The 21305-nt window shown below is 37.9% G+C and carries 17 protein-coding genes and 2 pseudogenes; 11 read left to right on the top strand and 8 right to left on the bottom strand.

Annotation, left to right across the window (positions count from 1 at the left end):
- Positions 1 to 56: 56 nt before the first annotated feature.
- Positions 57 to 1610 (bottom strand): methyltransferase regulatory domain-containing protein, encoded by a 1554-nt coding sequence (locus ACY45D_RS14015; protein ID WP_463107279.1) that lies wholly within the window; start codon positions 1608 to 1610, stop codon positions 57 to 59.
- A gap of 114 nt (positions 1611 to 1724) precedes the next feature.
- Entirely contained in the window at positions 1725 to 2678 is a 954-nt protein-coding gene (gene trxB, locus ACY45D_RS14010) for a thioredoxin-disulfide reductase (RefSeq protein WP_463107278.1), read from the bottom strand.
- Between the two features lie 293 nt (positions 2679 to 2971).
- Here trxB and ACY45D_RS14005 point away from each other — a divergent pair.
- From ACY45D_RS14005 to rhtC, 3 genes and pseudogenes are all read left to right on the top strand, one after another.
- A pseudogene (locus ACY45D_RS14005) lies at positions 2972 to 3575 on the top strand (DNA translocase FtsK 4TM domain-containing protein); the annotation flags it as partial.
- A gap of 242 nt (positions 3576 to 3817) precedes the next feature.
- Positions 3818 to 6148, top strand: a pseudogene (locus ACY45D_RS14000) (DNA translocase FtsK); the annotation flags it as partial.
- Between the two features lie 171 nt (positions 6149 to 6319).
- Positions 6320 to 6940: a threonine export protein RhtC gene (gene rhtC, locus ACY45D_RS13995; protein ID WP_463107277.1), complete on the top strand. Its 621-nt coding sequence runs from the start codon at positions 6320 to 6322 to the stop codon at positions 6938 to 6940.
- Between the two features lie 105 nt (positions 6941 to 7045).
- On the opposite strand, the gene ACY45D_RS13990 is transcribed toward rhtC, so the two are convergent.
- The 6 genes from ACY45D_RS13990 to ACY45D_RS13965 form a co-directional block, all read right to left on the bottom strand.
- Positions 7046 to 7333: a PA4642 family protein gene (locus ACY45D_RS13990; protein ID WP_010115377.1), complete on the bottom strand. Its 288-nt coding sequence runs from the start codon at positions 7331 to 7333 to the stop codon at positions 7046 to 7048.
- 412 nt (positions 7334 to 7745) lie between these two features.
- Positions 7746 to 8018 carry a cell division topological specificity factor MinE gene (gene minE, locus ACY45D_RS13985; protein WP_004722763.1) on the bottom strand — a complete coding sequence of 91 codons (273 nt, stop codon included), beginning with the start codon at positions 8016 to 8018 and terminating at the stop codon, positions 7746 to 7748.
- Positions 8019 to 8021: 3 nt separating this feature from the next.
- A complete protein-coding gene (minD, locus tag ACY45D_RS13980) occupies positions 8022 to 8834 on the bottom strand; it encodes a septum site-determining protein MinD (RefSeq protein WP_010115379.1) in 813 nt (270 codons plus the stop codon).
- Positions 8835 to 8896: 62 nt separating this feature from the next.
- Positions 8897 to 9640: a septum site-determining protein MinC gene (gene minC, locus ACY45D_RS13975; protein WP_463107276.1), complete on the bottom strand. Its 744-nt coding sequence runs from the start codon at positions 9638 to 9640 to the stop codon at positions 8897 to 8899.
- A 125-nt stretch (positions 9641 to 9765) separates the two neighbouring features.
- On the bottom strand, positions 9766 to 10842 hold the full coding sequence (locus tag ACY45D_RS13970; RefSeq protein WP_463107275.1) for a preprotein translocase subunit SecA: 1077 nt from the start codon (positions 10840 to 10842) through the stop codon (positions 9766 to 9768).
- 103 nt (positions 10843 to 10945) lie between these two features.
- Complete coding sequence (locus tag ACY45D_RS13965; RefSeq protein ID WP_463107274.1) at positions 10946 to 11863, bottom strand: acyltransferase; 918 nt, start codon at positions 11861 to 11863, stop codon at positions 10946 to 10948.
- Between the two features lie 239 nt (positions 11864 to 12102).
- Between ACY45D_RS13965 and ACY45D_RS13960 the strand changes: the two genes are divergently transcribed.
- The 8 genes from ACY45D_RS13960 (at position 12103) to ACY45D_RS13925 (ending at position 20943) form a co-directional block, all read left to right on the top strand.
- Entirely contained in the window at positions 12103 to 12753 is a 651-nt protein-coding gene (locus ACY45D_RS13960) for an OmpA family protein (protein ID WP_463107273.1), read from the top strand.
- Positions 12754 to 12858: 105 nt separating this feature from the next.
- Positions 12859 to 13491, top strand: a complete 633-nt coding sequence (locus ACY45D_RS13955; RefSeq protein WP_463107272.1) for an OmpA family protein — start codon at positions 12859 to 12861, stop codon at positions 13489 to 13491.
- Positions 13492 to 13663: 172 nt separating this feature from the next.
- Complete coding sequence (locus ACY45D_RS13950) at positions 13664 to 15703, top strand: UvrD-helicase domain-containing protein (RefSeq protein WP_463107271.1); 2040 nt, start codon at positions 13664 to 13666, stop codon at positions 15701 to 15703.
- A gap of 206 nt (positions 15704 to 15909) precedes the next feature.
- Positions 15910 to 16362, top strand: coding sequence for a dUTP diphosphatase (gene dut, locus ACY45D_RS13945; protein WP_463107270.1), 453 nt, complete (start codon positions 15910 to 15912; stop codon positions 16360 to 16362).
- Between the two features lie 218 nt (positions 16363 to 16580).
- On the top strand, positions 16581 to 18044 hold the full coding sequence (locus tag ACY45D_RS13940; RefSeq protein ID WP_463107269.1) for a phosphomannomutase/phosphoglucomutase: 1464 nt from the start codon (positions 16581 to 16583) through the stop codon (positions 18042 to 18044).
- A gap of 60 nt (positions 18045 to 18104) precedes the next feature.
- A complete protein-coding gene (gene argB / locus ACY45D_RS13935) occupies positions 18105 to 19010 on the top strand; it encodes an acetylglutamate kinase (RefSeq protein WP_463107268.1) in 906 nt (301 codons plus the stop codon).
- Positions 19011 to 19164: 154 nt separating this feature from the next.
- Positions 19165 to 19941 carry a GNAT family N-acetyltransferase gene (locus tag ACY45D_RS13930; protein ID WP_463107267.1) on the top strand — a complete coding sequence of 259 codons (777 nt, stop codon included), beginning with the start codon at positions 19165 to 19167 and terminating at the stop codon, positions 19939 to 19941.
- A 156-nt stretch (positions 19942 to 20097) separates the two neighbouring features.
- Positions 20098 to 20943, top strand: coding sequence for a class II glutamine amidotransferase (locus tag ACY45D_RS13925; RefSeq protein ID WP_463107266.1), 846 nt, complete (start codon positions 20098 to 20100; stop codon positions 20941 to 20943).
- Positions 20944 to 21305 lie beyond the last annotated feature (362 nt).

The raw sequence follows: 21305 nt of genomic DNA, 5'->3' as shown, positions 1-21305 counted from the left end.
ATAAAAAAGATCAGCTTTATATTAGCTGATCTTTGCGGGTTGTGTCGTGTTAGATGTTATGCAAAAAGTTTCAGTTGCTTGGCAATTTTTAATTTATCACTCTGAATAAACTTTTGCGCTTTTTCTTGTAATACTTCCAAACTTTTCTTTCGCTCTGATACTGCATTTCCATCTTGATCTAAAACTTTCCAATCCAATTGATCAAGAACGTCTTGAATGTATTCAGCGAACTGTTTTGCTGTTTTAAGACCATCGACAAAATGAGCGCGATAGTACAATTGGCTAAATTGATCTGCAGGAATGCCAATTCCAGTGATTGCGCATGCTAACACTTGATAATTTTGATGATAACTGGCTTGCTCTAGCATGTAATGATTGAGCTTTTGAGAATATTGAAGTTGTTCTTCTGTTGCTGGATTCTGTGAGCAAGGTAAAGCTAAACCTAAATGACAGAGAATGACCAATGCATTTAAAATTTGCGCATAATTTAAATTCGGAATTGCTTTTTCTAATTCAGCAATGGTCTGAGGTTGATAGTCCTGCTTTTTGAAATACGCACCTAAAGGTTCATAAATATCTTGAATTAAATTAAATTCACCCAAATACCCATTAATAGTTTTTGGCAAAGTTTCAGGTGCCGTAAGCAATACAAAGGCTGTATTTCTAAGACGATGCTGTTTTTGCAAAGCTGTTAAATTATTTTTTCCACGGATGAATAGATCTTTTCTAAATTGTGTATTTGCAAAATAGTCGTGACATTGTTCTTTAAAAATGGGATGTTCAATTTGATTCAGAAAAGTTTGGTGCTCTTGAGTAAAATTAATATTATCCAATTGCGTATTTAGATCAGTTGAACCTGCATAAGACAGTTTAACGTCTTCTAAAATTCGAACCACTTGTTGAAATGAAAAGCATTGCCAATCTTGGTTTAAATATTCATGAATCAAATAATTCGGGTTTTGATTTTGTAAATCTTGTACTTTACTTAACGCATTTGGATTACGTTTAGCGAAATTTGGATTTTGTTGTAAAAGAGATTCGCTAAATGCGAGAGAATCTTTGACCTTTTGAATCGGGTTGGTACTGGTGCTGTTAAATTTAAAATGGCTATGAAATAACTCACGAATTGGCATATTGGCTGCCCAACCCGTCACGCAGTTATAGCTGATATAGACAATACCATTGGGTTTTAAGAATTTCCGAATGAATTTTAAAATAATGTGTTGATTTTCATGACTAATCCAACTCCAAATCCCATGCAAGCTGATCGAGTTAAACATGGGTAAATCTTTATTTAATAATTCTTCAAAACTTGCGTCATAGAAATGATGCGGAACGAGACATTGTTCTGCCAATTGATCAGCATGTGCTGCATGTGCAGGGTTAAAATCCGTGCCGTAAAATATACCAAAATTTGAAGCAGCATGAATATTGAGACTCACGCCTTGACCAAAACCAAGCTCACAATGCATATCGTCTAAATCATTGCTTGAACAATCTACGCCATTTAAAAGTAAACAAAATTTTTGATAGTTTGGGCTTAAATCTTTGTAATAACCATAGGTGTAATTTACTTCAGTTTGATAACCATCTGTCCATGCTGTAGTCACAATATTATTCCCATATTAAAATTATAAAAAATGATTCAACTATTTATAAATTAAAAATAAATAAACCGCCATATAGGCGGTTTATTTTTACAAAAAATAATCGATGGGGGATATTTATTCTAAACCATCTAAGTAACGGTCAGCATCTAAAGCAGCCATACAGCCTGAACCCGCAGAGGTAATCGCTTGACGATAAACATCATCTGCAACATCACCAGCTGCAAACACACCAGCAACAGAAGTTGCAGTTGCATTACCCGCAGTACCGCTATGTACTTGAATATAGCCGTTGCGCAATTCAAGTTGTCCTTCAAACATGCCTGTATTGGGTTTATGACCAATCGCTACAAACATACCCGAAACATCAACATCTTGAGTTGAATCATCTTGAGTCGATTTAATACGCACTGAAGTCACACCAGATGCGCTATCACCTAAAACTTCATCGACCTGATGATTCCAGATAATTGAAATTTTTCCTTCTTTCACTTTTTCATGCAAATGATCTTGAAGGATTTTCTCAGAACGTAACTTGTCACGACGGTGTACCAATGTGACATGCGCTGCGATATTTGATAAATAAAGCGCTTCCTCAACAGCAGTGTTACCACCACCTACCACCATCACTTTTTGGTTTTTATAGAAGAAACCATCACAGGTCGCACAAGCACTCACACCTTGACCCATATAGGCTTGCTCAGATTCCAAACCTAAGTATTGTGCAGTTGCACCTGTTGCAATAATTAAAGCATCACAAGTGTACTCTTCCATATCACCTTTCAAAACGAATGGACGAACGTTCAAATCAACTTCATTGATATGATCATAAAGGATTTCAGTACCAAAACGTTCAGCATGCGCTTGCATACGATCCATTAAGGCAGGGCCAGTTAAGCCGATAGGGTCGCCCGGCCAGTTATCTACTTCAGTTGTCGTTGTCAGCTGACCACCCAATTGCATACCTGCAATGAGGGTTGGTTTGAGATTCGCACGTGCAGCATAAACCGCCGCACTATAACCTGCGGGACCAGAACCTAAAATAATTAACCGAGAGTGACGAGCGCTCATGAGTCATCCTTTTTTATAAAAAATATAGAAATTGCTAGAATTATACGTGAAACTCTAGCAAAGTTGTGTGGCATCGATGTGGATAATATTGATCATCTAAATCGAAATGAGCTATATAGAAGAGAATTCTGTTAGAAAATAAATCACGGAACTCTTAAAAACACTTACAACACAGGTAAATAATAGTGCATCTTTTTTTGTTGAACAGGTGCATAATATAAAGATTTCTGCTTTGAAGAGCGTTTAAAAGCTTCAGAAAAGAGTAATTTGAATAATTGGTTACAGGATAGTATATGACTGCGGTGTCAAATGTTTATGCACAGCGCTTTTTAACAACAATATTCTTGATTTCATTTGGGATATATCTGTTCCTCGCAACAGTGACATATACACCATTTGATCCAGGTTGGATGCATCTTTCAAGTGATACTCAACAGGTTTCCAATGCCAGTGGTGTTGCGGGTGCTTGGATTGCAGACTTATTGTTTGGTTTTTTAGGTTGGGCAAGTTTACTTATCCCTGTATTTATATTTGTTGAAGCTGTACAAGTATGGTGGCCAAGAAGTTTTTTAAGCCGTCCATTTCGCTATGCTGCACAATTCTTCATTTTACTTGCAAGTGCCAGTCTTTTGTATCTGATTTGGAATGTACCTGCAGACACACTGGCAAATGCATCTGGTGGAATCATTGGGTATGAGTTAGGAGAAAGCCTGACTCAATTGATTACCATTTATGGTGCTGTTGCATTACTACTGATTTTATTGGGTGTTTTATTTACTTTGGCCTTTGGGATTCAATGGAATAAAACATGGTCAACATTAAAAGCCACACCCGCATATTTACAAGAACTATTTTATAGAAATGTTCCTGAAAGTGAGTCTGCTTTTGACTTAACCACACCTCCAAGAAATAAAAACCGTTCAACAACTCAAAAACCTGAACCAATCACTGCTCAAGCAGAGTTTGTAGAATCTGACGATCAAACGACGGCAAAAGAACATTTAGTTGTTAAAAATAGTAAGCATTCTCAAGCCGCTGAACGTCTATTTGATGATATGGTTGAGCAGGAACAGAATACTCAACATCATCCACAGTTTGATCAAGATGACTTTGCTGATATTGATGATTTAGAACTAGAGCGTACCTTGGAAAAAGCCCATCGCTTAGAACAAGAGAGTAAACGCACAGTTTCATCAGGTGAGGTTTGGAAGGCGTTACAACAGGATCAAGATCATAATCGTGATATTGACGCGCTTTTAAAAGCTTCAGAGGATGATTCAGCCAATCATCCTCAAGACCGTATAGATTCAAAACAACAATACGCTTTTAATGAGCCTGAACATATTGCACGTGATGCTTTTGAAACAAAACACAATCATCAAGCAAAGTCTTTAAACTGGGATGATGATCAAGTTTTTGATGAGCTATTGGCCGTTGTTCCAAATGGTCAGACTGCAACGGATGTGCATAGCCCATTTAATAGTGAAACGGTTCAAGCTCAAACTCAAATTGAGAGTCATCTAAATCATGCTTCGGCTAATCATTCTGAACATACTTTTGCTGAATTTAACCATCGTCCATCTGCAACGACGTTGGCCGCAACAGCAAGTCTTGTAAATGAGTTAGATGATTTAGCAATGCTGGCAGATGATGATTTCATTGATATTGATAATGATCAACAACATCAAGCAGATCATCAGACAGCAGCGAGAACAACTGCAAATTATGCACAATCAACTGCATTTGCACGTGCTGAAATCCAAACAAATTTACAAACATCATCTTTAGTGAGTGAAGAAGAGAAATCTTTAATATCTTCTGATAAAGACGCCTTTAGAGATGCATGGCAGGAAACGGCTGGTAAACCTCAAGATGACATTGAAAGTCAAACACAAATTGATGATGATTTTGATTTAGATGCACCACTGACAGATGCTTATGGGCGTCCTATGTCACGCGCAATGCAAGTTGCACAAAAGCGCCGTGATTTACCAACATTACCCAGCTTAGAGTTGTTAGATAAAGTTGATCCAAATAAAAAAGTCAATTTTACCGCAGAGCAACTTTCACGCTTATCAGAACTTTTGGAGATAAAACTTCAAGAATTCAATGTCAAAGCAAAAGTGATTGAAGCACAGCCAGGACCAGTCGTGACTCGATTTGAGCTTGATTTGGCACCGGGTGTGAAAGCCTCTAAAGTGACGAATATTTCACGCGATTTAGCCCGTTCAATGTCGATGGCATCTGTACGTGTGGTTGAGGTGATTCCAGGTAAACCCTATATCGGAATTGAAGTGCCAAACAGCACTCGTGAAATGGTTCGCTTGATTGAACTCCTTGAAACGCCAATGTTTAAAGACCCATCTGGGATGCTTTCAATGGCAATGGGTAAGGACATTTCGGGTAATCCCGTGATTACTGACTTGGGTAAAGCACCGCATATGCTGGTTGCGGGTACTACAGGTTCAGGTAAATCTGTTGCAGTGAACTCGATGATTTTATCGATGTTATTGAAATATACACCTGATCAATTGCGTTTAATTCTCATCGATCCAAAACAATTGGAATTGGCGAACTATAATGATATTCCTCATTTATTGACACCTGTTGTGACGGATATGAAAGATGCAGTGAGTGCGTTGAATTGGTGTGTCAATGAAATGGAACGCCGTTATAAGTTGATGTCTTTCTTAAAGATTCGTAAATTGGCAGACTATAACCGTAAAGTTGAAGAAGCCATTGCCAATGGTGAAGATCTCATTGATCCAACGTGGAAGCCAAGCGATTCGGTTATGCATGAGCGTGCGCCAAGATTACAACCTTTACCATCGATTGTGATTGTTGCCGATGAATTCGCGGATATGATCATGCAAGTGGGTAAGAAAGCCGAAGAAATGATTACTCGTCTTGCGCAGAAATCACGTGCTGCGGGTATCCATTTATTACTTGCAACACAACGACCATCTGTTGATGTGATTACAGGCTTGATCAAAGCCAATATTCCAACCCGTGTCGCTTTACGTGTAAACAGTAAGATTGACTCACGTACTATTCTTGATGGTGGTGGGGCAGAAGACTTATTAGGTCATGGTGATATGTTATTCCTCGGACCGGGTAAAATTGATCCTGAGCGTGTACATGGCGCATTTATCAGTGATGATGAAGTCAACCGTATCTGTGATGCATGGCGTGAGCGTGGTGATCCAGATTATGTCGATGAAATCTTGACACCTTACGATGAAGAACCAACTTCACGTGGTTTTGAAGATGGTGATGGTGATCCAAATCGTGATGCTTTATATGATCAATGTGTTTCCTTTGTTTTAGAAACACGTAAGGTTTCAGTTTCATCGTTACAGCGTAAGTTCAGTTTAGGTTATAACCGTGCGGCACGTATTGTGGATCAAATGCAAGAACAGGGCATTGTCAGTGAACAAGGTGCTAATGGTAAACGTGATATTTTGGTTTAGTACACTATCTTTTATAAAATGATGAAAATGTCCCATCAAAATGTTGGGGCATTTTTTATTGCAGATCTGCTTTTTTTATACGTGAATAACGTCTTATTTGAAGCCAAGAGAAACACAACTTTTCACATTAATGTAGTAAGATAACTATCCAAATTCAACGAGATTCTCAAGATGTTGATTGCTTTATGTACATTAATTTTTATTCATTTTTGCGCTTTAATCACACCGGGACCTGACTTTTTCCTTGTTTCGCAAACGGCGATTAGTCGCTCAAGAAAGCAATCGATGTTTGTTGTGATTGGGATTACCGCTGGAGTGATGTTTTGGGCACTTTTAGCATTATTGGGACTCAATATTATTTTTGAAAAAATGGCTTGGTTAAAGCAAGTCATGCTGGTGATCGGCGGAATTTATTTGTGTTGGTTGGGTTTTCAAATGCTTAAGTCGGCTTTCAGTAAAACACCTGTTACAGAGCAACAGAAATTTGAATTACCACAAAGCAATTTGCGTTTTTTTCTGAAAGGATTTTTAACCAATTTATCCAATCCGAAAGCTGTGATTTATTTTGGTAGTGTATTTTCAATATTTCTTGCGAATCCCAATTTAGATGGTGTTCATTCTCTACTTTTTGTGATTGTGTCTATAGAAACATTGATTTGGTTTAGCTTTGTGGCTTTTGTATTTTCATTACCCAGTTTTAAAGCCGCGTATCAGAATGCTGCAAAATGGATTGATGGAGTTTCTGGCGGAATATTTACATTGTTTGGTGCATACTTGATTGGAAACCGTTAATACGGTTGCCATTGCTTAGACCCGTGTTTAATACTATAAAAAACCTGCTTGAAAGCAGGTTTTTTATAGTTCATTTTCCAGTTTTTAAGCTTCAGCTTTTAAATGTTAAGCAAATTTAGCCAAAACTTCTAAAAAACCATCTTTTTGACGTGGGTATTGCGCAATCACATCATGGATGCGTTGACCTTCTGGGTTGGTTGCATTGATGTCACGACCATCAGCAACAAACTGAGTCAATAAACGCTCATAATCAAATGGACGCATATGTTTGAATGCATGATAAAGCACGTGAAAATCTGCGTTGGTACCTTCAGGAGGAAGTTGGGTTAAATAGGCAAATACACGCTCGTCTGACCATTCTTCATTGAACGTTGCTGGCTGTGAAAGTGCCATAACAGCATCTCCTCAAAATAAAATAAATGTTTGACTATTTTCAATATTATAAAAGCTTTTTCATCTACAGTTAGAAAGAAAACAGCAATGTATCTACGAAATTCGTCTAATAAAAAGGGCAAAAATATGGGCAAGAAAAGCCCTTTTAACTTCACCTGCCCAATCGAAGCATAGCTTCTCGCTTGCGACTGGGCGAAGCCTTAAAGCAGTGCTTTAAGTTTGCTAATCCAGTCCACTCGAAGCATAGCTTCTCGCTTGCGACTGGGCGAAGCCTTAAAGCAGTGCTTTAAGTTTGCTAATCCAGTCCACTCGAAGCACAGCTTCTCGTCTTGCGACAGGGCGAAGCGGTGCTTCGCTAATCCTGTCTCATATTTTGCCCTGATTCAATCTACTTGACTAATCAATAATGAAATTAACGTTCTTCAGGTAAATTGATATTCATTTCTAACATTTCAATATTCGCTTCTGAACGAACTTGCATTTGAATGTGTTGTTCATCTACACCACGAACATAACGATTGACCACTTGCATGATTTCTTTCTTCATTTGATCAATCTTGTCTTGGCTTAGACGTTTACCTAAACCATTTTCAGAAGCAACAATAACTTTTAAGCGATCTTTAGCAGTTTGGGCGCTAGATGGTTTGTCATCGTTGCTGAAAAGTTTACTCCAAAATCCTGCCATTTTTTACGCTCCAAATAATCGTGCTAACCAACCCTTAGGTTTCACAGTAATGTGACGGTAAGGGCGTTCTTCACCTAAGAAACGTGCAACTAAGTCATCATAAGCCTGACCTGCAGATGCTTCTTGATAAAGTATAACAGGTTTACCTTCATTCGATGCTTGAAGCACACTTGGGCATTCAGGAATAACACCTAGCGTTGGAACACGTAAAATATCTTTAGAAATATCTTCAATCGTTAACATTTCTTGTTTATCAGCACGTTCAGGGTTGAAACGCGTGATACATAAGTGTTTACGAACACGGCCTTCGTTATTTTCAACTTTCTTGGTTTTGCTGTCGAGCATACCAATAATTCGGTCTGAATCTCGTACAGATGAAATCTCAGGGTTGGTCACAATAATCGCTTCATCTGCATGATACATGGCTAAAATAGCACCACGTTCAATACCTGCAGGTGAGTCACAAATAATATAATCAAACTCTTGTGAAAGTTCTTCCATAACACGAGCGACACCATCATCTGTTAATGCGTCTTTATCACGTGTTTGTGAAGCAGGTAAAATATATAAATTTTCGATATCTTTATCGCGAATTAAGGCTTGTTGCAAACGTGCTTCATTATTTAAAACATTTACAAAATCATAAACAACGCGACGTTCGCAACCCATGATCAAGTCTAAGTTACGTAAACCTACGTCAAAATCGATAACAACAGTTTTATGACCACGTAGGGCTAAACCTGTTGCAAAAGATGCGCTCGTCGTAGTTTTACCTACGCCGCCTTTGCCTGATGTAACGACAACAATTTTGGCCACCGAATCCACTCCTGTTATGGTCATCCCTTTAATTGGGGATTTTTTATGGTGTTTAATTTACATTAAAATTGAAGAGCTTCAAAGACTAGCTCTTGTTGATCATTCAGGTGAATATGTACAGCTTTTTTGACCACATCTTGTGGAATATCATCAGCTACACAATATGTTCCTGCTATAGAAACCAATTCGGCTTCTAATGAATGACAAAAAATTCTTGCAGCGGTATTCCCGCCTGCGCCTGCGATGACTCTACCACGAACACTGCCATAGATATGTATATTTCCTGAAGCAATTACTTCAGAACCACTGTTAATCCCAGCGTTGAGAATAATATCACCATGATCTTGAACAAGGCATTGCCCAGTTCTTAAGATTTCATCGTGATAAGACGTCACATGACTAAAGGATTTTGGTGTTTCCGATTGAGCATTTGCAAGCGCAGTATTTTCAACAACTTTGGCAGAAGAACTTTGTTCTTTTACAGGTGTTTCGACCACTTGTTCTTTGGTCGGTTTGATACGTTGTAAAGGACGATCTGCTGGCAAAACAGGGAATTGAATCGCACGTGCCTGATCACCCAATAAACCATCAATGACGGCCATAGGTTGTAAATCAAGACTAATCATCAGTTGAATAAGCGCAATAAGCTCTTGTTCAACTGTGGTATCGATAATGACTAAAGCCCCTTGATAAGAGGTTTCACTCATCATCGAAGTTAATTGCTGGCGGATGGCATCATGATCATTTGTATCAAAGGTTAATCGTGTAAAATTAACCATTCTGCCTGTAATCCGTATATCAGCCATAATTATTCCTTAAAAGGCTTGTGACCTAAAATTTTCTATCTAAAGTTAATTTGTGAAATAGCGCAAATGCTAGAACAAATTGAACGATTTCTCTAGCAAAGATACAAATAATTTCAATGAAAAATTTATTTTTCAGCTTGATCATTTTTATTCAATTCCAGTTGCCATTGTTTTACAGCAACTTGTTTCTTCAGTGATTCTAAACTCTCATAGACCACAGATTCAACCAATTCTTCAAGAGATTGATTTTCAATATTTAACTGACTCAGTTTTGTTGAAATGAGTTGATAGGTTGCATTGGGATGCTTCACATTGCCTTCAGTAAAAGGTTGAATCAGACCTTGAGTGATATTTTCACCTAATTGTTGACCAATATTCTGAATTTGATTCTCAATCATACTGCCTGCGATTGGAATCATACGCAGTAATTGCGTTAATTGCGGTGTATCTTCAATCGCTTGGCGAACAATTTGCCCCACATTATTGGTGATTAACTGACGTTGTGCATTCAATTCAGTGGCTAAAGATTCTTGTAAAACTTCCGCAATCGCTTTGGCGAATATCTCACGATGATGATCGACCAAATCATGAATAATTTTTTTATGACTGGAACTGGTATCCAACTCTTGTTTTACGCCATCAATCACAGTAATCACAACACGATCAGATAATTCTTCCATCACCACACGATAATAAAACAAAACACGTTTCATGATGCTGTCGGGAACGACTTTATAGCCCATTTCATGGAATCTATAAGCAATAACCCCCGCACGAATGAGACGTAAAAACCGTAAGTAAGGGCTAATGGCTAAAATTTCATACCAGTGAATAAAAGGGAAGAAGAACCAACGTGTATGATGTTTATAAATAATGGCAATGAACCAACGGATGAGTAATTCTGCAATTAAAAAAGTAATAAACCAACTTTCGGTTTTAACTACCCATGGGTGTAGAGCATCTTTGTAATATTGTAAAACTTGAGGTAGATGAATACTTTCAAAGAACCAGTTCCCAAAGTTACTCATCAATAGTGCATTGGCACATAAACAAAATAAGTTGAATACGATGATGAACATCATAAAGATGTCATAAGCTAAAAACAGTTTCCAACCGACTGTATCATGACGGATATGCTGACGAATGCTTGTTTTATTTATTGTATTTTGGCTAGGTTCTTGTTTGATTTCTTGCGCTGTCATTACAATTCCTTTTAAAAGCTGACTTCTTTCATAGTGTTTTAAACTGAGAAATATTGATTGTTAAATAATACGATGAAAGAAGCCTTCAGCTTAGCGTATCTATTTAGCTTATGTATTTGTTTTTCATCTGACTAATCAATTGGTCTTTTTCAGTCCACAAATCATCAACCCATTTTTGAAAACGTTCACGGTATTCAGCGTCGTCTTCGTAATTTCCCCCAAGAACCCAATCAGGAATCTCGATCTTGCGTATATTGACTGCAATTCGAGGCACTTCACCTAACCAAAACTCACCATAACCGGGCGCACCCTCTGGATAAACAATGGTCATATCTACTAAAGCGTCAATCTTATCACCTAAAATATTGAGTGCTAAAGCCAAACCACCTGCTTTAGGTTTGAGTAGATTGGTGTATGGAGATTGCTGATGTTGATGCTTTTCTGGAGTAAAACGTGTACCTTCCAAATAGTTCAATAAAGTGAAAGGTTGACTCAGTAATTGTTCACAGGCTTTGCGAGCTTCTTCTAAGTCACGATACTTTAGCTCAGGATTTTTTGAGATTTGGGCTTTGGTATGTCGTTTCATCATTGGGAAACCTAGAATTTTAAAGGCTTGTCCCACAAAAGGGATGAAAATCAGTTCCCACTTGGTAAAAAAACGAGTAAGTGGCATACGTGTTAAACCAAAATATTGATTTACAGTGGTATCTACCCAACTTTGATGATTGCATGTCATGAGATAACGCCCTTGCATATTCAGGTCTAAACCGTCATCAATGCTCATATCCCATTGCGTTTCGGACAAAACATGGTCGATTAACCAGTTGTTGATACTTAACCAACTGTTGGCAATATTGATATTGGTTTCATCGATTTTTTTAGATTTTTGGACCAGTTTGGTTAAGCCAAGTGCTAAAACTGGAGGGCCATGAAAAAAGGTGCTCCCAGTGATCACTGTGCCAACGGTTAGTCCTTTCGTAATTTTTTTTAAAATAGGTTGCTTCTGTTGCTGAGATGACATAGAACAGTCCTAATCATTTTTGCATATTCGAATGAATTCCTAAATATAGACGTTCGTTGCTCAATTAAAAAGGGACATTTATAAACTGTGTACAAATTATGATGATCAGTTTTGCAAACTTTGCGCAATATATTACAAAATGTAAAAAAATGAGAGATTCTTAACAAAATGCCCCTAGTGGAAATTTATTATTTATAAGAAACTTAAGCTTAACAAAAAACACAACGAGGAGGCATGCTATGCGTGCACTATTAATTACAACTTTAACAGCAGGGGCTTTGGCATTATCAGGATGTCAAACAACTGGTAATAACATTGGCGGCGTGGAATACGACAAAGCTGCCTTGGGTGGTTTAATTGGTGCAGCGGCAGGCTACGGTTTGTCTCGTGGAAATGCAAATAGCTCTGCGCAAAATAACCGTGCAGCAGCAATTGGTGCAGCTTTGGGTGCAGGTGCAGGTCTTTATTTAGACAATAAAGAGAAAAAACTTCGCCAACAAATGGCAGGTACTGGTGTTGATGTAAGCCGTAATCCAGATGGTTCTGTTGCCCTAATTATGCCGGGTAGCATTACTTTCGATACCAATAAATCAAATATCAAACCTAACTTTTACAGTACGTTGAATAAAGTTGTTCAAACCTTGAAAGAAGATAACAAGAGCGTAATTCTTGTGACTGGTTATACCGATAATACAGGTACGGATGCGATCAACATCCCATTGTCACAAAACCGTGCTGCTTCTGTAGCAAACTACTTGAAAGGTCAAGGTGTTCAAAGCCGTATTGACACGCAAGGCTATGGTTCTCAAAACCCGATTGCAGATAACTCAACTGCTGCTGGTCGTGAGCAAAACCGTCGTGTAGAAATTAGTATTTATGCTGCAAGCTAAGAAATCGTTATAGAATGAAGGCGATTTTGTAGTCAAAACACAAAAATCGAATTGTAGTTTGCTATGATTCGATTTTTTTAATATCAAAGAAAAAGAGGAAAGCAAATGCGTGCACTTGTAATTTCTACGGTTGTTGGCGCTTTGGCACTGACTGGTTGCCAAAATATGGAATATGACAAAGCTGCTATTGGTACTGGTATCGGTGCTTTAATTGGCGCAGGTATCGCATATTCAAATGCAGATAAAGATAAAATGGGGCAAGCTGCTGCAATTGGCGCAGTCGTTGGCGGTGGCGCAGGATTATTGTTGGATCAAAAAGAAAAACGTTTACGCCAAGAACTTGCGGGTACTGGTGTTGATGTTAACCGTAATCCAGATGGCTCAATTAACATGGTGATGCCTAGCGTAACTTTTGCAACAAATTCAGCTGTTATTCAGCCAAAATTCCAGTCAGCGTTGAATGATGTTGCACGTGTATTGGCTGAAGGTGGTACAGCAGGCAAACTTGCATTGGTCATTCATGGTCATACAGATAATACGGGTAGTGACGCAATCAATAATCCATTGTCACAAAATCGTGCTCAATCTGTATTGAACTACCTTTCTACTCAAGGGATTTCTGCAAGTCGTATGACGGCTCGTGGTTATGGTTCAAGCTCTCCGATTGCAGACAACTCAACGGCTGCTGGGCGTGAGCAAAACCGTCGTGTAGAAATTACAGTTTATGAAACAAAATAATGCTGAACTTTTCTCTAAAGCGTTAAGTTTTTGAGAATGATGGCATTGTTAAAACCACCTTCGGGTGGTTTTTTATGCGCTCAATTTTTTAGTCGGACACATTCACATAAAGCATTTTGCAACTGTGGTTTTGATGACTATAATCGAGCTCGAAGTTTTTAGAGGATGAACGATGTCTAAAGCAAGTCAATTGAATGACAAGCAACTTGAAGCCATGAAATATACTCAAGGACCCTTGTTAGTACTTGCAGGGGCCGGTTCAGGTAAGACTTCTGTAATTACAAGAAAAATTGCTTATCTCGTACAGCAGTGTGGTATTCCTGCGTATCGAATTACGGCAATGACATTTACCAATAAAGCTGCACGTGAAATGAAAGAGCGTGTAGGAAAACTCTTGGGAAAAGAAGAAGGTAAAGGTTTATCGGTTTCTACCTTCCATAATTTCGGTCTAAATTTATTACGTCTAGAACTTAAAAATACACCACTTAAAGCGAACTTCTCTATTCTTGATGCAGATGATTGTAAACGGATTCTGATGGACTTAATGCACCGTGACAACATGTCGGGTGCAGAAAGCAAAGAATTGATTGCCAAGGCAATGAAGAAGATTTCTGACTGGAAAAATGACCTTGTTCTTCCAGAGCAGGCGCATACCACCTGTGAGACGAATGATGATGTGCAACTGGCACATTTATATCAACTTTATGAGCGTAATTTACGTGCATACAATGCTGTAGATTTTGATGATTTGATTGTCATGCCAACCCGATTACTTCAAGACAATGCTGAAGTACGTGATCGTTGGCAAAATCGTGTGCGTTATCTTTTAGTCGACGAATACCAAGATACCAACACAGCACAGTATATTCTCGTCAAACTACTCGTTGGTGTAATGGGACAATTCACCGCAGTGGGTGATGATGACCAATCTATTTACGCATGGCGTGGTGCTAAGCCTGAAAATATGGCATTGCTGAAAGAAGATTTTCACAATCTAAAAGTCATTAAATTAGAACAAAACTATCGTTCGACCAGTCGTATTTTAAAAGCGGCGAATCAGGTGATTGAAAATAATCCACATTTATTCGATAAAAAATTGTGGAGTGATAAAGGTCATGGTGAAGTGATTCGAGTAATCACTTGTCGCAATGATGATGATGAATCAGAGCGCGTGGTAAAGGATTTATTGACACACAAATTAATGAATGGGAAAAATTGGAAGGATTACGCGGTACTGTACCGTGGAAATTTCCAAGCACGTGTACTGGAGACACAACTGCGCCAAATGCAGATTCCTTACAAACTTTCAGGTGGTCAATCTTTCTTTGGACGTGCAGAAATTAAAGATGTGATGAGTTATTTACGCATCATTATCAATCCAGAAGATGACAGTGCATTTTTACGAATTATCAATACACCGAAACGAGCAATTGGACCTGTAACTTTGGAAAAATTGGGCTTATTCGCTCAAGAAAATCACTTATCTTTATTGTCGGCAGCCAGTGATCAACGTTTAACCATGGTTATGCCAAAGAAAGCGACGACTCAATTGGCTGAATTTGCAGGGTTTATCAATGATTTCACACGTGAACTTTTAGATGATGATGAACCTGTACCTAAAATCCGTCAGATGATGAATGAAGCAGGTTATATCGATTATTTACGTGAAACGGCGGCAACACCTGCACAAGAAAAAACCAAGATTGATAATGTTGAAATGCTATATACCAGTATTCAAAGCTTGATTAACCGTGCAGAAGATGTCGATGAAAAGAACATCGAAAGTGTGATTCGTAAAATGGTGTTGCTCGATATGCTTGAGCAGCAACAGGAAGAAGAAGACACCGATAAAGTCAATTTGTTGACCTTACATGCATCTAAAGGTTTGGAATTTCCATTCGTTTATATCATGGGCCTTGAGGAAGAATTACTTCCGCATAAAAACTCGATTGCTGCTGAAACCATTGAAGAAGAACGCCGTTTGATGTATGTGGGCATTACACGTGCTCAGCAAGGTTTGACTTTGACCTTAGCTGAACAGCGTAAAAATGGCGGACAAATGAAGCAAATGACACCAAGTCGCTTCTTAGATGAGTTACCACAAGATGAGTTGGATTGGTTAGGACGTAAGAAAAAATTGGCTGAAAATGTCGATCCTAAACAACAAGCTCAGCAGTATTTGCAGAACTTAAAGGCGTTATTAAAACGTTGATTTTAACTCAAGCCAATCTGTTGAATATTGCCCAATTTCACCGAACCTTTCTCTAAATAAAGAGGAAGGTTTGAGCAAGGGTGGATTTTATCCTATTGATTTCTACTCTTGCTGTGAGAAAACGGTGATTTTGAGATGAATAAGATTTCAAAGATATTTAATGAGTTGGCAATAAATTTTTAATTTTTCCACTAAAGGATTTCAATATGAAAGTTCAAGTAAAAGTACTTGATCCACGTTTAGGTCAAGAATGGCCAATGCCAACCTATGCAACAACTGGTTCAGCAGGTTTGGACTTACGTGCATGTGTTGAAGAGGCAATACAAATTGAACCAGGTCAAACTGTTTTAGTCAAAACAGGAATGGCGATTTATATTGAAGATCCAAACTTTGCAGGTTTAATTTTACCGCGTTCGGGTTTAGGTCATAAACACGGTATCGTTTTGGGTAATTTAGTTGGCCTAATTGACTCAGACTACCAAGGCGAATTGATGGTTTCTGTGTGGAACCGTGGTCAAAATAGCTTTACTTTAGAACCCGGCGAACGTTTAGCACAGTATGTACTTGTTCCTGTAATTCAAGCGCAGTTTGATGTTGTAAATGAATTTGAAGCCACTGAGCGTGGTGCAGGTGGCTTTGGTCATACGGGTAAAAACTAAGTTTTACTGAGTTTTAGAGCCTGATTTATCAGGCTTTTTTATATATTTTTAATATGTAACAAAAAGTATGTATATATAATATTTCAAATTTGCATATAGTATTGTCAGTTTATATATTTTGCCTCTAACCTTGAACAAAAAATTTGAATAAGTTGCTAAGGCATCATTGAGTGTCTTTAGCTGAGAGATATAAGGTTAAGCAGCTAGAAGTTTTGCTTATGATTGAAATGAACGATTTTCCTTTCCAAATTTTCCGTGCATATGATATTCGTGGAAAAGTTGACCTGCTTAGACCTGAATGTGTTCAGGCGATTGCTGATGCCTTGGCAAATCAATTTATAAAAAATGGTCAATCTCAGATTAGTTTAGGCTATGACGCACGTTTAACCAGTCCTACTTTTGCTCATATTATTCAAAATGTATTCCAACAAAAAAATATCCAAGTTATAGAAATTGGATGCTGTTCAACACCACAGCTGTACTTTGCTGCACGACAAACAGCGGGTAATGGTATCATGGTCACAGCCAGTCATAATCCTAAAACAGACAATGGTTTCAAATGGATTATGCAAAGTGAACCGCCTTCACCTGAAATGATTCAAGAAGTAGGGCTTCAAGCGGAACATTATTTTCAAGCTAATCAACAAAAATATCTTCAAAATGAAAAGTTTGAAGCTACTCAAGCATTAACAAACAATCCAAGCCTTGTTCATCAGATTAAATCCGAATTTTGTGTACCTTATCAAACCGCAATCTTAAAAGACATTCACCTATCTAAGCCTTTAAAAGTGGTGATTGATGGTTTAAATGGTTCAGCAGGTTATTGTGCCAATTTGGTCTTGAAGAAACTGGGTTGTGAGGTGATCGCAATTCGTTGTAATGCGGATGGTAATTTCCCTGATCATGCACCAGACCCTTCACAAGCAACGCATTTAGAATTATTACGCCAAAATGTTTTAAACCACCAAGCAGATATTGGAATTGCCTTAGATGGTGATGGTGATCGTGTCGTGATATTAGATGAAATGGCACACATTATTTCAGCAGATCGTTTATTGGCTTTGTTTGCGCAGATGTGTTTGAAAGAACATCCGCAACACGAAATCGTTTTTGATGTGAAATGTTCATCCATGGTGCGTCAAGCCGTTGAGCGTTTAGGCGGTCATGCCAAGATGATTCGTACAGGAAGCAGCTTCCTACGCAAATATATGTCACAGTCGAAAGGTCGTGCTGTATTTGGTGGAGAATATGCAGGGCATTATGTATTTAATGATGGTCGTGGCATGGGCTATGATGATGGGTTATATGCGGCACTACGTGTGATGGAATATTTGTGTTTATTTCCAAAAGCAACATTATCTGAAATATTAGTCCATTATCCAGATCGTTTTTATACTGAAGATACTTATATCAGTACCCATCAAACCGACCCTAAAGTTGTGTTGAATGAAATTGAACATTTAAGTCAAAAGTTTGCCGCTGAACTGAGCAAAATTGATGGTGTTCGACTTGATTTTGAACATGGTTTTGGCATTATTCGAGCATCAAATACAGGTGAGTATTTCACTGTGCGTTTTGATGCGGACTGTCCAATTCATCTCAATGAAATTCGTCAGACATTTGCGTCTATGCTCAGTGATCGTTATCCTATGATCGCTCAAGATATTCTTCAAGCGCATTGACTGTTTTTGCGTCCTCCGCATACATCAGTCTAACCTATACAGCTCATTAAGGAGAGGCGAATGTCACATCAGCATGCTGGCATCGACAAAGCACAAATATTGACTGAGGCTTTGCCATACATCCAACGTTTTTCAGGAAAAACACTGGTTGTAAAATATGGTGGTAATGCAATGACGGATCCAGCTTTGGAAAGCTCATTTGCTCGTGACATCGTACTTTTGAAAACTGTAGGCTTAAACCCGATTGTGGTGCATGGTGGTGGCCCTCAAGTGGATTCATTACTCAAGCAGTTAGGGCGTGAGTCTGATCGTATCGATGGCATGCGTGTGACTGATTCTGAAACCATGGATGTGGTTGAAATGGTTTTGGGTGGTAGTGTCAATAAATCGATCGTAAATTTGATCAATAAACATGGTGGTCGTGCAATTGGTCTGACGGGTAAAGATGGTAATTTGCTTCGTGCCAAAAAATTATTGATGGAAAAAATACAGGATGATGGCACCGTAACTCAAATTGACTTAGGTTTAGTTGGTGAAGTCACAGGTGTTAAAACTGATGTTTTAGAAATGTTTACCCAAAGTGATTTTATTCCAGTCATTGCACCTTTAGGTGTAGATGAAGATGGTCAAACTTATAATATCAATGCAGATTTGGTTGCTGGTAAAGTCGCTGAAGCTTTAGGCGCAGAGAAATTAATCCTCCTGACCAATATTTCAGGCGTGCTTGATGAAAATAAGAATCTGTTGACTGGCTTAACGACACAAGAAGTCGATCGTCTGATTGAAACAGGTGTGATTTATGGCGGTATGATTCCTAAAGTCGGATGTGCATTGGATGCTGTAAAAGGTGGTGTTGTGAGCGCGCATATTGTCGATGGTCGTGTACCACATGCAACCTTGCTTGAGATTTTTACCGATCATGGTGTTGGAACGCTGATTACCAATCGTGTAAAACCAACACATTAATTCATATAAACATTGAGCCAGTGAAAACACTGGCTTTTTTGTATCTTATTATTGAAAATAATCATGTATCCACTGTTTTAAAATATTCATTATTTAGTCATATCAGTGTCATGCAGAATGCCTAGTGTAAGTAAAAGCACTAGGAGCCGAAGACATGTTTGCAAAACTAAATCAATATCGTCAAAACTTGAGCTTACCTTTACCAAAACCAAAAAAAGCACAATCACAATATAAATTTGAATGGGTTGAAGACCTGAAACAACTCAAAGAAGTACAAAAATTTCGAGCAGTACAATTTGCAGATCAATTCGGCATTCATTTTGAAAATGGTATAGATCAGGACTTGTATGATCTTGATTGTGAACACGCCGTGTTACGTGATAAATGGAGCAATGAAATTGTTGCTTATACACGCTTAAAATGCTTTCAAGGCCATGAATTAAAACAGAGTTATAGTTCACAAGAGTTTGATGTATCACAGTTTTCAGAATTGAGTAATATCGTTGAAATAGGACGCACTTGTGTACATCCACGCTATCGTAATGGGCGTGCATTATCGATGTTATGGCTCAATCTTGTTCCTACAGTATTATGGAAAATGAAAGCCAAATACTTGATTGGCTGTGTCAGCATTCGTCTGGAAGATAATAAAGCACGTGCTTACTATACACATCAATATCTAAAACAATTAAATGCTGACCAATGTATTGATGTAAAAGCAAAACCAGCTTATGAGCCTAGTCATCCTGAGTATAGTTTTCCGCAAGATGAGCGGATTCCTAAATTATTCGATGTATATTTGAAAATGAATGCTCAATTGTCTAAACAAGCCTATCACGATGAAACATTTAATTGCCTAGACTATTTTGTATTTGTAGAGATCAATGACATTGTGAAAAATTTTGTATTAAACAAAATGGTCAATCGTTAACAATATCATTGAGATAATACTTAGTTGGTCTGGCTTCATTGTTAAGTTTTGCTTGGATATAAACCTGTTTGCAAACTTTATTCATGATTCTGATTTGCAAGCAGGTACTGACTCATGCACAATATTCGCATAACTAAAACGCTGTATGAATGAACTATGTGCCAATTGCTTGGAATGAACTGTGCGACACCAACAGATATTACTTTTTCCTTTCGTGGTTTTTCACAACGTGCAGGAATAACATCTGATCATTCTGACGGATTTGGTATCGCATTTTTTGAAGATAAAGCATGCCGTTTATTTGTCGATAATCAATCTGCGGTTGAATCTCCGATTGCAGAATTGATACGAAATTATCCAATCAAGTCTCGTAATGTGATTGCGCACATTCGCAAGGCCACTCAAGGTAAAATCACTTTAGAAAATTCACATCCCTTTATGCGTGAGCTATGGGGAAGACAGTGGATTTTTGCACATAATGGTGATTTACATGACTTTAATCCAAGATTATCAGGGCATTTTACACCTGTTGGAAGTACGGATAGTGAGCTGGCATTTTGTTATTTACTTGAACAATTGGTGTTAAAGTTTGGTTATGATGAGCCAAGTTTGAACGATATTTTTGCGTTATTAGAAGAAATTTCACCACAAATTGCAGAACATGGCACATTCAATTTTTGTCTGTCCAATGGGCAAGCTCTCTTTAGTTATGCGACGACCAAATTGCATTGGATTGTTCGAGAGTATCCGTTTAAACATGCCAGATTAGTCGATTTAGATGTCGATATTGATTTTAGTAAATTTACTACGGCTGAAGATCGTGTTGCTGTGATTACGACTGAACCATTAACCCATAATGAGACATGGACTGCCTATAAAGCAGGAGAAATGATTTTATTTAAAGATGGTCGAGTTATTAAAACAGCAATCACTCAAGTTGAACGATTATTGCGTGAAGCTGAAAACCCTAGTTTAGTTAGGATGACTAAAGCAGATCAATAGACTTTTTGTTTATTGTATAAGTCGAAAAGTAATCAAAAATTAATATTGAAAGTCCCTTCTCCCGCTGGGAGAAGGTTAGGATGAGGGATATTTATCATATAAATCCTCTCCCTAGCCCTCTCCTTTAAAAGGAGAGGGAACTTCTATTATAAATTAAAAGTGCATCACAATTTTACTATTCGCAAATAGTCTAATATTAACTTATTTTTAATGAATAATAAAAAGCCTTTAATTTTATTAAAGGTCTTTTATTTTCTATATATTTAAATTTGTTCTGTAATCTGATGATATTTTCATATTGATTAAAAAATATCTGACTCTTTTGGTTGAGTTTAAAATAATAACTTAGTTTAAACAGTGGT

The sequence above is a fragment of the Acinetobacter sp. BZX-2 genome, from assembly GCF_055179795.1.
Note: the sequence above shows the minus strand (reverse complement) of the source record. Positions and strands in the feature narration are given on the sequence as shown.

What these genes read in the sequence shown, in the direction of transcription:
- ACY45D_RS13940 (WP_463107269.1), top strand. Translation starts at nt 16,581, where the DNA reads ATGATTGAAATGAACGATTTTCCTTTCCAAATTTTCCGTGCATATGAT.
- rhtC (WP_463107277.1), top strand. Translation starts at nt 6,320, where the DNA reads ATGTTGATTGCTTTATGTACATTAATTTTTATTCATTTTTGCGCTTTA.
- ACY45D_RS13970 (WP_463107275.1), bottom strand. Translation starts at nt 10,842, where the DNA reads ATGACAGCGCAAGAAATCAAACAAGAACCTAGCCAAAATACAATAAAT.
- ACY45D_RS13950 (WP_463107271.1), top strand. Translation starts at nt 13,664, where the DNA reads ATGTCTAAAGCAAGTCAATTGAATGACAAGCAACTTGAAGCCATGAAA.
- ACY45D_RS13925 (WP_463107266.1), top strand. Translation starts at nt 20,098, where the DNA reads ATGTGCCAATTGCTTGGAATGAACTGTGCGACACCAACAGATATTACT.
- ACY45D_RS13990 (WP_010115377.1), bottom strand. Translation starts at nt 7,333, where the DNA reads ATGGCACTTTCACAGCCAGCAACGTTCAATGAAGAATGGTCAGACGAG.
- dut (WP_463107270.1), top strand. Translation starts at nt 15,910, where the DNA reads ATGAAAGTTCAAGTAAAAGTACTTGATCCACGTTTAGGTCAAGAATGG.
- minE (WP_004722763.1), bottom strand. Translation starts at nt 8,018, where the DNA reads ATGGCAGGATTTTGGAGTAAACTTTTCAGCAACGATGACAAACCATCT.
- trxB (WP_463107278.1), bottom strand. Translation starts at nt 2,678, where the DNA reads ATGAGCGCTCGTCACTCTCGGTTAATTATTTTAGGTTCTGGTCCCGCA.
- ACY45D_RS13930 (WP_463107267.1), top strand. Translation starts at nt 19,165, where the DNA reads ATGTTTGCAAAACTAAATCAATATCGTCAAAACTTGAGCTTACCTTTA.
- ACY45D_RS13955 (WP_463107272.1), top strand. Translation starts at nt 12,859, where the DNA reads ATGCGTGCACTTGTAATTTCTACGGTTGTTGGCGCTTTGGCACTGACT.
- argB (WP_463107268.1), top strand. Translation starts at nt 18,105, where the DNA reads ATGTCACATCAGCATGCTGGCATCGACAAAGCACAAATATTGACTGAG.
- minC (WP_463107276.1), bottom strand. Translation starts at nt 9,640, where the DNA reads ATGGCTGATATACGGATTACAGGCAGAATGGTTAATTTTACACGATTA.
- ACY45D_RS13960 (WP_463107273.1), top strand. Translation starts at nt 12,103, where the DNA reads ATGCGTGCACTATTAATTACAACTTTAACAGCAGGGGCTTTGGCATTA.
- ACY45D_RS13965 (WP_463107274.1), bottom strand. Translation starts at nt 11,863, where the DNA reads ATGTCATCTCAGCAACAGAAGCAACCTATTTTAAAAAAAATTACGAAA.